General features: G+C 71.6%; 11 protein-coding genes. 2 read left to right on the top strand and 9 right to left on the bottom strand.

What is annotated here, in order from left to right:
* Window positions 1-5: 5 nt before the first annotated feature.
* From K0H49_RS11885 to K0H49_RS11860, 6 genes are all read right to left on the bottom strand, one after another.
* Entirely contained in the window at window positions 6-1,733 is a 1,728-nt protein-coding gene (locus K0H49_RS11885; RefSeq protein WP_219212308.1) for a GMC family oxidoreductase, read from the bottom strand.
* Window positions 1,733-2,893 carry an ABC transporter substrate-binding protein gene (locus K0H49_RS11880; RefSeq protein ID WP_219212306.1) on the bottom strand — a complete coding sequence of 387 codons (1,161 nt, stop codon included), beginning with the start codon at window positions 2,891-2,893 and terminating at the stop codon, window positions 1,733-1,735. The genes K0H49_RS11885 and K0H49_RS11880 overlap by 1 nt, the downstream gene beginning before the upstream one ends.
* An 84-nt stretch (window positions 2,894-2,977) precedes the next feature.
* Entirely contained in the window at window positions 2,978-3,922 is a 945-nt protein-coding gene (locus K0H49_RS11875) for an ABC transporter permease (RefSeq protein ID WP_219212304.1), read from the bottom strand.
* Window positions 3,923-3,983: 61 nt separating this feature from the next.
* Window positions 3,984-4,949 carry an ABC transporter permease gene (locus tag K0H49_RS11870; RefSeq protein WP_219212301.1) on the bottom strand — a complete coding sequence of 322 codons (966 nt, stop codon included), beginning with the start codon at window positions 4,947-4,949 and terminating at the stop codon, window positions 3,984-3,986.
* Window positions 4,946-6,469, bottom strand: coding sequence for a sugar ABC transporter ATP-binding protein (locus K0H49_RS11865; RefSeq protein WP_219212299.1), 1,524 nt, complete (start codon window positions 6,467-6,469; stop codon window positions 4,946-4,948). Before K0H49_RS11865 ends, K0H49_RS11870 begins: the two co-directional genes overlap by 4 nt.
* Entirely contained in the window at window positions 6,466-7,851 is a 1,386-nt protein-coding gene (locus K0H49_RS11860; RefSeq protein WP_219212296.1) for an NAD-dependent succinate-semialdehyde dehydrogenase, read from the bottom strand. The genes K0H49_RS11865 and K0H49_RS11860 overlap by 4 nt, the downstream gene beginning before the upstream one ends.
* 189 nt (window positions 7,852-8,040) lie before the next feature.
* Between K0H49_RS11860 and K0H49_RS11855 the strand changes: the two genes are divergently transcribed.
* Window positions 8,041-9,384, top strand: a complete 1,344-nt coding sequence (locus K0H49_RS11855) for a substrate-binding domain-containing protein (RefSeq protein ID WP_219212295.1) — start codon at window positions 8,041-8,043, stop codon at window positions 9,382-9,384.
* A gap of 16 nt (window positions 9,385-9,400) precedes the next feature.
* Complete coding sequence (locus K0H49_RS11850) at window positions 9,401-10,054, top strand: hypothetical protein (protein ID WP_219212293.1); 654 nt, start codon at window positions 9,401-9,403, stop codon at window positions 10,052-10,054.
* A gap of 18 nt (window positions 10,055-10,072) precedes the next feature.
* On the opposite strand, the gene K0H49_RS11845 is transcribed toward K0H49_RS11850, so the two are convergent.
* The 3 genes from K0H49_RS11845 to K0H49_RS11835 are packed head-to-tail and all read right to left on the bottom strand — an operon-like array spanning window position 10,073 to window position 13,921.
* Window positions 10,073-12,292, bottom strand: a complete 2,220-nt coding sequence (locus K0H49_RS11845) for a xanthine dehydrogenase family protein molybdopterin-binding subunit (protein ID WP_219212292.1) — start codon at window positions 12,290-12,292, stop codon at window positions 10,073-10,075.
* 2 nt (window positions 12,293-12,294) lie between these two features.
* A complete protein-coding gene (locus K0H49_RS11840) occupies window positions 12,295-13,290 on the bottom strand; it encodes an FAD binding domain-containing protein (protein ID WP_219212290.1) in 996 nt (331 codons plus the stop codon).
* Window positions 13,283-13,921 (bottom strand): (2Fe-2S)-binding protein, encoded by a 639-nt coding sequence (locus tag K0H49_RS11835; RefSeq protein ID WP_219212288.1) that lies wholly within the window; start codon window positions 13,919-13,921, stop codon window positions 13,283-13,285. Before K0H49_RS11835 ends, K0H49_RS11840 begins: the two co-directional genes overlap by 8 nt.
* Between the last annotated feature and the right edge of the window lie 38 nt (window positions 13,922-13,959).

Here is a 13,959-nt window from a genome sequence, read left to right as displayed (position 1 = left end):
GCCGCTCAGGCCGCGTGCCGATCGCCCAGCGCGAAGCGCGCCGCCTCGGCCTTGATCAGGTCCGCGATGCGCTCGGTCAGCATCAGGGTCGGCATGTTGGTGTTGGCGCGCGGGATCGACGGCATGATCGACGAATCGCACACCCGCAGCCCCTCGACACCGTGCACCCGGCCCGCGCCGTCGGTCACGGCCATCGGGTCGTCGGCCGCGCCCATCTTGCAGGTGCCCGAGGCATGCCACACGCCGGCCACGCCGTTGCCGACGAACTCGGTGAGCTTGGCGTCGTCGGCCAGCAGGTCGTCGATGCGCACGCCCAGCGTGATCAGCCCGTGCACGATCGCGCCGCGCAGCGGCCCGGCCCAGTCGAGCACGAAGGACAGCGCGCCCATCTGGAAGGCGTTCCATGCGCCCGGCGCCGAGACCCTGCGCACGCGCTCCGAATAGCTGGTGGGAAACACCGTACCGCGCACGCCGTCGAGGCTGGCATCGGCCAGCGCCTTGGCCGCCACGCCGAAGCCTTCCTTGAGCCGCGCCAGGTCGCGCGGATCGGACAGCAGCCTGAAGTCCACCGCCGGCTCCTCGTTCGGATCGGCCGAGCGCAGCTTGACCGTGCCACGCGAGTAGGACTTGTTGACCCACACCAGCATCGTGCCCATGCGCTGCCCGATCGCATGCCAGGCGGTCCGACCGAGGATGGCCACGTGCATGTCGCCCGCGGGCGCGTCGGGGATGCTCGTGGAGGTGTAGCGCAGCAGCGCCTGGTCGTGGTGCTCGGCCAGGTCCTTCATGCGCGAGGCGGGCGGCAGGTAGGTCGAGACGGCCGTCAGCGGGTGCTCCATGAGGTTGGCGCCCACGCCGGGCCGGTCGGCCTTGACCGCGATGCCCAGGGCCTCGAGGTCGGCGGCGGGGCCGATGCCGCTGCGCAGCAGCAGCGCGGCCGAGTGGATGCCACCCATGCAGACGATGGTCTGCGCCGCATGCAGCGGCTGGCCGCCGGCCTCGGCGCCGATCACGCGGCCGCCGTCGAACAGCAGGCGCTGCACCTGGGTGTCGGTGAGGATGCGCAGGTTCTGGCGCGCACGCACCTCGGGCGTCAGGTAGACGATCGAGGCGGGCACGCGCTGGCCCTCGTCGCTGGTGGCGATCGCGGCCGGGAACACGCCGTCCTTCCATTCGCCGTTCTGGTCGGGGTACTGCGGATGGCCGCGCAGCTTCAGCGAGCGGCACACTGCCTGTACGAAGGGCGACACGCTGCCCGGCGCGAGCCGGCGCACCGGGATCGGGCCGGTCTGGCCGTGGTACTTGTCGTCGAAGTCGCAGTCGCGCTCCAGCTTGCGGAAGTACTGCAGCGCGACGTCGCCGCTCCATCCTTCGGCGCCGAGCCGTGCCCATTCGTCGTAGTCGTCGGGCGCGCCGCGGTTGGCCACCATCGCGTTGATGGCCGAGCCGCCGCCCAGCACGCGCGCCTGCTCGTAGCCGCGCGGCGTGCGGTGGGGCTGGCGCGTGGGCGCGCCGCTCACGGTGGCGACCAGCGCGGTCCAGAGGTTCTGCTTGTCGAGGTAGGCCAGGCCGGGGTAGCGGCTGCGGATGCTGTCGCTCATGGCATCGGGCCGCAGGTCGCGGCCGGCTTCCACCAGCAGCACCTGCTTGTCCGCGCTCTCCGACAGCCGCGCCGCGAGCGCGCAGCCCGCGGTGCCGCCGCCCAGGATCAGGTAGTCGATCTTCTGGGCCATCACTGCTTGCCGCCCCAGCGCTGCGGGTAGCCCGGCATCTTTTCGCAGCCGCACATCGAGTAGTGCAGCGGTGGCAGCTTCTCGTTGACGTACAGCGGCAGCTCCTTGGCGGTGATGCTCGGCTGCGGCAGCACCCAGGTCGGGCCCGGCAGCGGTTCGCCCTTGAGGGTCTTGAGCGCGGCGATCACCGCGGTGCGCCACTGGTAGGCCGGGTAGGTCGGCGCGATGCCCTTGAAGCCGTTCTTCTTCCAGGCCTGCAGGTAATCCTGCTGGTCTTCGCCGGTGATGATCGGGTACGGCTGGCCCGCGTCCTCGAAGGCCTCGGCCACGGCGACCGACACGGCACCGAGGTCGACCCACACTGCGTCGATCTTGCCGCTGCGGCTCAGATAGTCGGCCACCGTGGCCTTGGTCTTGGCGCGGTCGCCGCCCACGAACTCGTTGCCCACCACCTTGAGGCCGGCGTCGTCGAACACCTTCCTGGCCGCAGCCCAGCGCGTCTCGAACAGGTCCACGCCCGGCGCGGTGCGCAGCACCAGCACCTTGCCGCCCTTGGGCGCATTGGCCGCGATGAAGTCGGCACCGACCTTGCCCCAGGCGTAGCCGCCAATGGAGCGCACGGCCGTCACCGGGCACAGGCTGTTGACCGAGCGGTCGAAGGTCACGACCGGCAGCTTCTTGCAGGCCTCTTCCACGGCCGGCGTGAGCGCCGCCGAGGTGTTGGGCGAGACGATCAGCGCATCGCACTTGCCGCTGTTCACGAGCGAGCGGATGTCGGAGATCTGCTTCTCGTCCTTCCCCTGCGCGTCGGCGTACTCGAAGCCCTTGATGTCGGCCTTGTTGAGCTCGACCTCGGCCTGCATGGTGTTCCAGCCCACCACGCGCCAGGGGTTGCTCACGCTGGCGTTCGAGAAGCACAGCGTGTACGGGCCCTTCTTCTTGTACTTGGCGGTGTCGATGTTCTTGCCGCCGATGTGCTGCAGCCAGGGCTGGTCGGCCGGGCCTTCGGGCTTGGCGGCCATGAGCTGCGCCTGGGCCTGCATTTCCTGGTCGACGTTGACGTTGGCGACCTGCGCGAAGGCGCCCGCAGGGGCGGCGAGCGCGAGCACCAGGGCGCCGCAGCGCAAGGCCTGCGGCCGGATGGAAGGGGTGAGTTTCATGAGGGTGTCTCCTGTGGATCTGTTGTGGGAACGGGAACGCGATGACGAGGAAAAAAGGTGTTCATTGCATGCAGGACCTCCGCGCTAGCGGCGCTGGTGGCGCCAGGCCGTGAGGGCCGCGGCGCCGATCAGGATCAGGCCCTGCACTGCGACCCGCAGCGGCTCGGAGAAGCCCAGCAAGTTGAGCACGGTGAACAGCGTGTAGAGCGTGAGCGCGCCGATGCAGGCGCCCGGGATCGAGCCACGCCCGCCCAGTAGCACCACGCCGCCGATCACGGCCGCGGCGATGGCCTGCAGGTCGTAGCCGGTGCCCACATCGACCGACACGCCCGAGAAGCCGCCCAGCAGGATGCCCGCCGTGACCGCCGACAGCGAAGACAGCACGAAGGCCGCCACCCGCACCCGGCGCACCGGCGCGCCCGCGAGTTCGGCGGCCACCGGGTTGTCGCCGATCATCAGCACCAGCCGGCCGAAGTTGGTGCGGTGCATCAGCCAGTAGTACAGCGCGACGAAGCCCACCAGCACGATCACCGCGATGGGCAGCGTGCCGGTGACGGGCATGTCGCGCAGCACGCCGCGGCCCAGGTAGCGCAGGTTGGGCGGCAGGTAGCCCGAGGGCGCCCCGCCCGACCAGACCATGGCGAGGCCCTTGATCGACAGCAGCCCGCCCAGCGTCGCGATGATCGAAGGCACCTTGAGCTGCGTGACGATCAGGCCGTTGAGCAATCCCACCGCCAGGCCCATGCCGTAGACCGCGGCCACGGCCGTCCAGGTCATCGAAGGGTCGCCGTTGGTGATCAGCGCGCAGCCGATCACCACCAGCGTGATCAGCGCGCCCGAGGACAGGTCGAAGCCGCCGGCGATCAGCACGAAGGACGCGCCGCAGGTCAGGATCACCAGCGGTGCCGCGCGCTGCAGGAAGCTCATGAAGCCCGGTGCCGTCTGGTAGAGCGGGCTCATGCACACCATCGTGGCCAACAGGACCAGCAGCAGCACCAGCGCCGGATTTACTTTGCGGAGCTGCTTCATTCGAAAACCTCCGTGCTTCGCACTGCGGTGCGAGCTTGCTTGGGGCGGCCCGGCGCGGCGCTCATGCCACATGCCCCTTGTTGCGGAAGGTGTAGACCCCGACCGCCATGACCACGATCAGCCCGCGCAGCACCTGGCTCAGGAAGGCGTCGATCTGCAGCATGTTGAACACCGCGTCGAGGGTCGCGAACACGAACACGCCCGCCATGGTGCCGGCGATGCTGCCGCGCCCGCCGGCCAGCAGGGTGCCGCCGATGACCACGGCCGCGATCGAGTCGAGGTCGTAGCCGCCGTCGCGGCCGACCCAGGGCGTGCCTGCCCCCAGCCAACTCGCGAGGTAGAGCCCAGCCAGGCCGGACATCAGGCCCGCCACCGCATGCGCGCCGATGGTCACGCGCGAGGTGCGGATGCCCGCGAGCCGCGCGCTGTCGGCGTTGCCGCCCACCGCGAACAGGTGCGCGCCCGCCACCGTGCGCGTGAGCGCCAGGGCCGCCGCCACCGCAACCGCCCCCAGCACCAGCACCGCGATCGGCACGCCGGCCACGCTGCCATAGGCCAGCGCCTGGTAGGCCTTGGGCACCTGGCCCTGCAGCGAAGTGAAGGCCACGGTGAGCACGCCCTGCAGCACCAGGCCCACGCCCAGCGTCGCGATCAGCGGGCTCACGCCCAGCCGCGCGACCAGCAGGCCGTTGACCACGCCGACCGCGGCGGCCACGCCGAGCACGCCCACCACCGCATAGCCGATGGCACCGGTGTCGCCCTGCATGAAGTACGACGCGAGCACCGCGCTCACGCTGATCAGGTTGGCCACCGACAGGTCGATCGAGCCGGCCAGGATCACGAAGTTCTGGCCCAGCGCCACCAGGCCCAGCGCGACCATGCGCTGCACCAGGCCCATCACGCCGGCCAGCGTGAGCTGCGCATGCTGGCCGGTCGCGATCGCGGTGCCGATGTAGACGCAGGCCGAGATCGCGACCAGCGTGATCGGGATCAGGTGGCGGCGCGCGAAATGCGGTTGCGCGCTCATGCCGGCACCCCTTCGGCTACGTCGTGCCGCACGGCTTGCGCAATGACGGCTTCTTCGGACGCACCGCGCGGCAGCTGCGCCACGATGCGCCCCAGCGCCATCACGCAGATGCGGTCGCACAGGCCGATGATCTCGGCCACGTCCGAGGACACCACCAGCACCGCGCCGCCCGCGTCGGCGTAGTCGCGCAACAGCCGGTAGATGGTGGCCTTGGCGCCCACGTCGATGCCGCGCGTGGGCTCGCAGACGATCCACAGCCGCGGCTCGCGCGCCATCCAGCGGGCGACCATCACCTTCTGCTGGTTGCCGCCCGAGAGCGCGCCCACCGGCATTTCGAAATCGGCGGCGCGCACCTCCACCTTATTGAGGAGCGCATCGATGCGGCTACGCGAACGCCGTGCACTGCCCGCGCCCGCGAAAGGCCCGGCCAGCGCTCGCAGCGTGAGCGCCGCGTTGTCGCGCAGCGACTGCTGCAGGCCCAGGCCCTCGCGCTTGCGGTCGTCGGGCAGGTAGCCGATGCCGCGTTGCGCCGCCTCGCGCGGGCTGCGGGCCGCGCCCTTGCCGTCCCAGGCGCGCACCGTGCCGCGCGTGAAACGGCGCTCGCCGTAGAGCGCGCGCGCCAGCTCGACCTTGCCCGAGGCTTCCAGCCCCGCGACGCCCACGATCTCGCCCGCATGCAGGCGCAGGTCGATGCCGTGCAGCCGGTCGTTGCCGCCCTGCTCGACCGCCAGCACCTCGGCGCCCGGCGGCTGGGCGGCCGCGGGCGGATAGAAGTCGCTGAGCTCGCGCCCCACCATCAACCGCACGATGCGGTCGACCGTGGCCTCGGCGGCCGGCAGCGTGGCCATCAGCTGGCCGTCCTTGATGACCGAGATGTCGTCGGCCAGTGCCATCACCTCGGCCATGCGGTGCGAGATGTAGAGCATGGCCACGCCCGCGCGGCGCAGCTCGGCGATCAGGTCGAAGAGCTTCTGCGACTCGACGTCGTCGAGCGCGGCCGTGGGTTCGTCGAGCACCAGGATGCGCGCGTCCAGCGACACCGCCTTGGCGATCTCGACCATCTGCTGCTCGGCCACCGAGAGCCGGCCGCATTCGGTGCGCGGGTCGATGTGGCAGCCGACACGGCGCAGGGCCGCCTCGGCGCCGGCGTTCATCGCCTGCGTGTCGATCACGCCCCAGCGCGCGGGCTCGTGGCCCAGGAAGATGTTCTGCGCCACCGTGCGGTGCGGCAGCAGCGCGAGCTCCTGGTGGATGATCGCGATGCCGGCACGGCGCGCCTCCGACGGGTGGCCGAAGCGCACGGCCTGGCCGTCGATCCGGATCTCTCCGCCATCGGGCGCATGGATGCCGCCCAGCACCTTCATCAGCGTGGACTTGCCCGCCCCGTTCTCGCCGCAGATCGCATGCACCTGGCCGGCGCGGCACTGCAGGCTCACCTCGCGCAGCACGGTGACGGCGCCGAAGACCTTGCGGATCGCGCGCATCTCCAGCCGCGGCGCGTTGTCGTGTGAAGCGCTCACCCCACGAAGACCAGCTTGGCGTTGGTCAGCTCGCGCGCGCCCAGCGCGCCGAGTTCGCGGCCGAAGCCCGAGCCCTTGACGCCGCCGAACGATGCACGCGGGTCGGAGCGCACGAAGTCGTTGATGAACACCGCGCCGGCCTCCACCGCCGATGCGAGTTTGTGCGCACGCTCGAGGTCGCGGCTCCAGATGGTCGCGCCCAGGCCGAACTCGGTGGCGTTGGCCAGCGCGATCGCTTCTTCGTCGGTCTTGAACGTGAACAGCAAGGCCACCGGGCCGAAGATCTCTTCCTGCACGATGGGCGCGTCGTGCGACAGGCCCGCGATCACGGTCGGCGGGTAGAAATTGCCTGGCCCTTCGTTCGGCTGTCCGCCGCACAGCAGCGTGCCGCCTTGCGCCAGCGCGGCCTGCACCTGCGCATGCACGCTCTCGCGCAGGTCGGCGCGCGCGAGCGGGCCCAGTTGCGTGTCGGGCTGCAGCGGGTCGCCCATGCGCAGGGCCGAGGCGCGTGCGACGAAGGCCGCCTGGAACTTCTCGGCGATGGCCTCCTGGATGAAGAAGCGCTTGGCCGCGATGCAGCTCTGCGCGTTGTTCGAGAAACGCGAGGTCACGGCCAGCTGCACCGCGCGCTCGAAGTCCGCGTCCTCGCAGACGATGAAGGGGTCGGAGCCGCCCAGCTCGAGCACGGCCTTCTTGCCATGGGCGCCGGCTTCGGCCGCCACCGCACGGCCGGCCTGCGTGCTGCCGGTGACGGTCACGCTGCGCACGCGCGGGTCGGCCACCACGGCCGCCACCGCGCCGCGGCGGATCGCGAGGTTCAGGTACAGGCCGGGGGGCGCGCCGGCGTCGAGCACCAGCTGTTCGAGTGCACGCGCACAGCCCTGCACCGTCTCGGCATGCTTGACCAGCACGGTGTTGCCCGCCAGCGCGGTGGGGATGAAGAAACGCAGCACCTGCCAGAAGGGCAGGTTCCAGGGCATGACCGCGAACACCGGGCCCAGCGATTCGTAGACCACCCGGGCGTTCATGCCTTCGATGGGCACGGGCGCCAGGTAGCCCGGGCCCTGGTCGGCGAAGTGGCGCGCGCCCAGGGCGGCCTTCTTCACCTCGGCGATGGCCTCGGCCAGCGGCTTGCCCATCTCGGTGGTGATGAGCCGGCCGTATTGTTCGGCGCGCTGCTCGAGCAGATCGCCCAGGCGGTGCAGCATGGCGCTGCGCTCGGCCATGGGCGTGCGCGACCAGGTCTTCCAGGTGGCGTGGGACTGCGCCACGCGGGCTTCGATCTCGGCCGAACCATGGCCGGTGGCGGACTCGATCAGTGCGCCGGTGGCAGGGTTGTGCGATTGGAAGACGGCGGGCTGGATGTCGGTGGGAATGGCCATGGGATCGGGTCGCTCGGGGCGGTGTTCAGGGGATGCGTAGTGTTCCCAGTGGCCCCTGCGCTCTCAACGCCTATCCGCAGCGCTTGTTCCAACCGAAGAGAAAAATAGGGTTAGCCCCGAGCTTTCTATTCCACATAGGGAGAAAACTCAGGCCCATGGAAGATTCGCTTGGCTAAAGTCAGGCCCACCATGCAAAGCTTCGAGCGCATCGCCAACCTCCTGTCCAGCTTCGGCGAGGGCCAGGCGGAACTGCCGCTGGCCACGCTGCTGGCGCGCAGCGGCATCCCGCAGTCCTCGGGCTACAAGCTGGTCAACGCGCTGGTGGACGAGGGCTTCCTGCAGCGGCCGGCGCGCGGCATGCTCGCGCTGGGCCCGGCGGCCGCGGCCTTCTTCTTCGCGCCGCTGCGGGCCCTGGCGCCCGCCGGCGACCCGAGCATCTCGGGCGGCGTGCGCCACTACCCCGACGCCAGCGGCCGCGGCATGCCGCGCATGGCGCAGTGGAACCCGAACCTGCTCGACCTGGTGTCGACCACCCGCTTCCGGCGCGAGCCGCCCTTCGTGATCGGTTTCGCCAACGCCTCCAGCTCCAGCCCCTGGCGCGTGGCCATGGCGCGCAGCCTGATGGCCGCGGCACAGCGCCAGCGCGACGTGGTCTCGCGCGTGATGGTGCGCGACGCGAAGGACGACCCGCGCCGCCAGATCGAGCAGCTGGCCGAGATGCGCGCCGAGCGCATGGACCTGTGCATCCTCAGCGCGGCCGCCAGCGACCACCCCGAATTGCTGGCCGCGGTGCGCGGGCTCGGCGCCGAGGGCATCCCGGTGATCGGCGTCGACCGCCTCTGCGGCGAGCCCGAGGACATGGTGTCCTTCGTGACGGCGTCGGACGTGCTGGTCGGCCGCATGAGCGCGCTGTGGCTGGTCGAGCACCTGGGCGGCCGCGGCCGCATCCTGATGCTCTGCGGCCGCGAGGACGCAAGCCCCTGCCGGCTGCGGCTGCAGGCCGCGATGGAGATCCTGGGCCTGCATCCGGACATCGAGGTGGTGGCCATCGAGTTCACCAACTGGGAGGCCAGCCTGGGCCATGCGATCGTGCAGCGCCACCTGGCCGAGGGCACGAAGTTCGACGGCGTGTGGTGCGACTCGGGCCTGCAGGGCGTGGGCTCGCTGCGCGCCTTCACCGAGGCCGGCTACAAGCGCGGCACCATCCCGCCGCACACCGGCGGCGAGGTCAACCTGATGTACAAGCTGGCCTTCCACCACAAGATCCCGCTGTGCGGCGTCGACTACCCCGCGGCCATGGGCGCGCTGAGCTTCCAGACCGCGCTCGACACGCTGTTCGGCCGCCAGGTGCCGCGCCGCGTCGAGGCCAACCTCGAGATCGTGATCTCGCGCGGCCACGAGACCGCCTCGGTCAAGGCCGACCTGTTCGCCGAGGAGAAGGTGCGCTGGGACCGCGAGGACGAATACGTGCACGCCTCGGGCTGGATTCCCAGCAGCACCACGCCGAACGGGCGCAAGCCCTTCTTCGTGTGAACGCGGGGCCGACCTGATGTCCGCGGCCTGGGCCACCGAAGCCGTCACGCGCTTTCGCGACATCCTCGCGCTTGTGTCGCGCGAGCAGGTGCGCACGGCCTACGAGATCGCGGTGCGGCTCAAGCTGCCGGTGAGCTCGACCTACCTCACGGTGACGGAGCTCGAACGCCTGTCCTGCCTGGCGCGCGACGAGAGCGGCTACCTGCTGGTGGGCATCCGGCCGCAGCAGATGGCGCTCGATGCACTGGGCTTCCAGGTGGCGGCGCAGCGCCTGGCGCCGCTGGTGCGCCACCTGCGCGACCAGTCGGGCGAGACGGTGTTCATGGCCAGCATGGCCGAGATCCTGACGGTCGGCACCGTGGCCATGGGCTTCAACCCCGGGCATCTGGTGGTGCAGCCCTTCCAGACCTACCGCTACGCCACGGCGCCACCGCCCGCCGACCTGGGCCGGCCCGGCGTGTTCGAGCTCACGCTGGCCACCAACGCGCAGTACGGCGACCATGGCGGGCTGGTGAACCTGATGGCGCTGCAGCTCGCGCGCTCGAGTTCCAGCGCGCACCCGGCGACGCTGGCGGTGGGCGTGGCGCGGCCCGAGGGCGACTTCCGCGATGCGGCGCACATCGCGCGCAAGCTGCTCGAACTCAAGGCCTTCTTCGATTCGCCGGGGTAGTGAGGCGACGGCGCAGGGCTACAGCAGGTCTTCGAGCATCAAGGGCAGCCGCCGCAGGCGCTTGCCGGTCGCATGGAACACCGCGTTCACGATGGCCGGCGCCACGCCCACCATCGCCACCTCGCCCAGGCCCTTGACGCCCAGCGCATTGAGCCGCGTGTCGGGCTTGCCCACGAAGTCGACCTCGATGCGGCCGATGTCGGCCGCCACCGGCAGCACGTACTCGGCCAGGTCGGCGTTGAGGAAACCGCCGTAGCGCGGATCGACCTCGCTGACCTCGCGCAGCGCGGCGCCGATGCCCCAGACCACGCCGCCCTCGACCTGGCTGCGCGCGGTGCGCGGGCTGGCGACGATGCCGCAGTCGGCCACGCTGACCACGCGCGGCACGCGGATGCGGCGCGTGGTGGGCTCGATGCGCACCTCGACGAAATGCGCGATGAAGCTGAAGCCCACGAAGTCCGGGTACACCGGCCCGGCGGCCGCGGGCAGGCCGCCGGTCAGCCGGCCGAAGACCTGCTCGGGCTGGCCCGGCGCGCGCCGGCGGCTCTCGGCCTCGGCATGAGGGCGACCCGACGCACGCAGCAAGGCCAGCGCCGTGACGCCCGCTTCGCCGGCCGCGGCGCCCGCGTGCTGCCGCAAGTCGTCCATCAGCCGCTGCGCGGCCTCCTGCACCGGCGGCAACGCGGTGGCCGTGCCCCAGGAGCCGGCCGTCAGGTGCTGCGGCGCGGCGGTGGTGTCGCCCAGCAGGATCTCGACCGCGGCCACCGGCGCGCCCAGGGCGCGCGCCACCGTCACCGCGATGGCGGTGCGCATGCCCTGCCCCATCTCGTGGCCGCCCACCGCCACCCGCACCGTGCCGTTGCTGCGCAGGCGCACGGTCGCGATGGCCGGCGCCATGGCGGCCTTGTAGGTGCCGATGGCCACGCCCCAGCCGACCTGGCTGCCATCCGGCGCGCGCATCGAGCCCGGCGCCATCGTGCGGCGGGCCCAGCCGAACATCTCGCTGCCCCTCACCAGGCACTCGTTCACGTGGCGCGAGGAGAAGGGCTTGCCGGTCAGCGGGTCGGCCGCGGCGTCGTTGGCCAGCCGCAGCGCCACCGGGTCGCGGTCGAGCGCGTAGGCCATCTCGTCGATCGCGCTCTCGAAGGCGAAGGCCGCGGGATGTTCGAAGGGTGCGCGCATGTAGCCCGGCGTCTGCACGTCGGTGCGCACCAGCCGCTCCTGGCCGAGGAAGTGGTCGATGCCGTAGAGCCGCGACGTGATCTCGGTGCCCATCGAGGGGAACAGGTCGTGGCGCGAGGTCTGCTGGTCGATCTCGTGGATGGCCGCAAGCAAGCGGCCATGGCGGTCGGCGCCCAGCCGCACGCGGTGCCGGCTGGCCGGACGGAAGCTGGCGTTGTGGAACAGCTGCGCACGCGTCATCACCAGCTTGACCGGCCGCCCCAGCGTGCGCGCCGCGATCGCCACCAGCGCGGTGTGCGACTGCAGCGAGTTCTTCTGGCCGAAGCCGCCGCCCAGCGAGGGCGAGCGCACCCGCACCCGGGCGGCATCGAGGCCCAGCTGCTTCGCGACGCCGTGCCGCACCCCCTCGGCGTTCTGCGTGGGCTCGTGGATCGTGAGCACGCCCTCGCTGTCCCACTCGGCCACGGTGGCGATGATCTCCATCGGGTTCTGGTGCTGGGCCGGCAGCGTGTAGCGCAGGTCCACCGTCACGGCCGCGCCGGCCAGCGCGCCCTCGGGATCGCCCACGCGGCGGTCGGCGAACATCGGCTGCGGCAACACCGCGGTCTGCGCCAGCGGCTCGGCGTCGGGGGCGTCGAGCGTGGCGACGAAGGGCGCGGCCTCGTACGCCACCGCCACCAGCGCGGCCGCCTCGCGCGCGGCCTCGAGCGTGTCGGCCACCACCATCGCGACGCTCTGGCCGCGGTAGGCGATCTGCGCCGAGCGCAGCGGGTAGACGCTCTGGAAGCCGAAGCCGCCGCCCATCAGGAAGCCGCCGCTGTCGAAGGCGCCAATGTTTTCGTGCGTGAGCACCGCGCGCACGCCGCGCACGCGCTGCGCGGCCGCGCTGTCGATGTCGGTGATGCGGCCGCGCGCGATGCGCGAGGGCACCAGCGCCGCATGCAGCAGCCCGGGGCGCACATCGTCGGCCGCGTAGCGCGTGGCACCGCGCACCTTGTCGTGCGCATCGACGCGTTCGGTGCCGGCGCGCGGGGTGTTCTTGATCGTCGTTGCCATCGTCAGCTCCTGTCCTTGGCCAGCATGAGCGCGTCGGTCACGGTCTCGATGCCGAGCGCCACCTTGAACGCGTTGTGTTCGAGCGGCGCCGCGCCCGCGAAGGCCAGCTCGGCCGCGCGCCGTGCGGCCGCGCGTGTGAGCGGCAGCCCGAGCAGGCTGCGCTCGGCCTCGGTGGCGCGCCAGGGCCGCGTGGCCACGCCGCCCAGCGCGATGCGCGCATCGGCCACGCGGTGGCCCTGCAGGTGCACGGCCACCGCGGCCGAGGCCAGCGCGAAGGCATAGGACTCGCGGTCGCGGACCTTGTGGTACGTCGAGGCCCGGCCCACGGGGCCGCGCGGGATGCGGATGCGCAGGATCAGTTCGTCGGCCGCCAGCACGGTCTCGAGATGCGGCGTGGCGCCCGGCGCGCGGTGCAATTCGCGCACCGGCACCGTGCGCTCGCCGCGCGGGCTCAGCGTGTCGACCACTGCATCGAAGGCCGTGAGCGCGACCGCCATGTCGCCGGGATAGACCGCCACGCAGGCCTCGCTGCCGCCGAGCACCGCATGGCCGCGGTTCTGGCCGCCGAGGGCCGCGCAGCCGCTGCCGGGCTGGCGCTTGTTGCAGGCGAACTCGGGGCTGCCGCGGAAGTAGGCGCAGCGCGTGCGCTGCAGCAGATTGCCACCCACGGTCGCCATGTTGCGCAGCTGCTGCGAGGCGGCTTTCCAGAGCGACTCCGACAGGGCCGGGAATTCGCGCAGCACCACGGCGTGCTCGGCCACCTCGCTCATGGCCGCGAGCGCGCCGATGCGCAGCTCGCCGCGCTCGCTCGCATCGATGTTCGCCAGCCCCTCGATGCGCGTGACGTCGATCACCGTGGCAGGCGCTTCCACGCCCAGCTTCATCAGGTCGAACAGCGTGGTGCCGCCCGCGAAGTAGCGCGCACCGGTCGGCTGCCGGGCGAACAGCTGCACCGCTTCCCCGGGGCTGCGCGGGCGGAGGTAGGCGAAGTCACGCATGGCGCGGGCCCTCCCGGCGCAGCATCTGCGGCGCGGCTTCGCGGATCGCCTCGAGGATGCCGGCGTAGGCGCCGCAGCGGCAGAGGTTGCCGCTCATGTACTCGCGGATCTGCGCGTCGCTGGTGGCGTGGCCTTCGCGCACGCAGGCGATGGCCGCCATCACCTGGCCCGGCGTGCAGTAGCCGCATTGCAGCGCGTCGTGGTCGACGAAGGACTGCTGCATCGGGTGCAGCGTGCCGTCGGCCGCCGCGATGCCCTCGATGGTGGTGACGGCGCAGCCATCGGCCTTCACGGCGAGCGTGAGGCAGGAGGCCACGCGCCGGCCGTCGAAGTGCACCGTACAGGCACCGCACTGACCGTGGTCGCAGCCCTTCTTGGCGCCGGTCAGGCCCAGCTGCTCGCGCAGCACATCGAGCAGCGAGGCGCGCGGCTCCAGCATCAGTGCGTGCGGCTGGCCGTTGACGCTGACCTGCGTGGGCTGCGTGCCGGCGCAGGGGGTCCGCGCAGGGGCATCCGGGCCTGAGGCCGCATGGCTTGTCGCGGCCACGCCGGCACCGGCCGCGGTCGTCATCATGAAGGTGCGCCGGTTCAGCACGGGCGCTGCCGGCGGCGGTGTGGAGGGATGGTTCATCGGGGCCTCGGGGGTGGATGCGGCACGAGTCTCTCTAT

The organism is Variovorax boronicumulans, assembly GCF_019352895.1.
Taxonomy (GTDB): Bacteria; Pseudomonadota; Gammaproteobacteria; order Burkholderiales; family Burkholderiaceae_C; genus Variovorax; species Variovorax boronicumulans_A.
The sequence above is the reverse complement of the archived record's forward strand: the minus strand, read 5'-3'. Positions and strand labels throughout refer to the sequence as shown.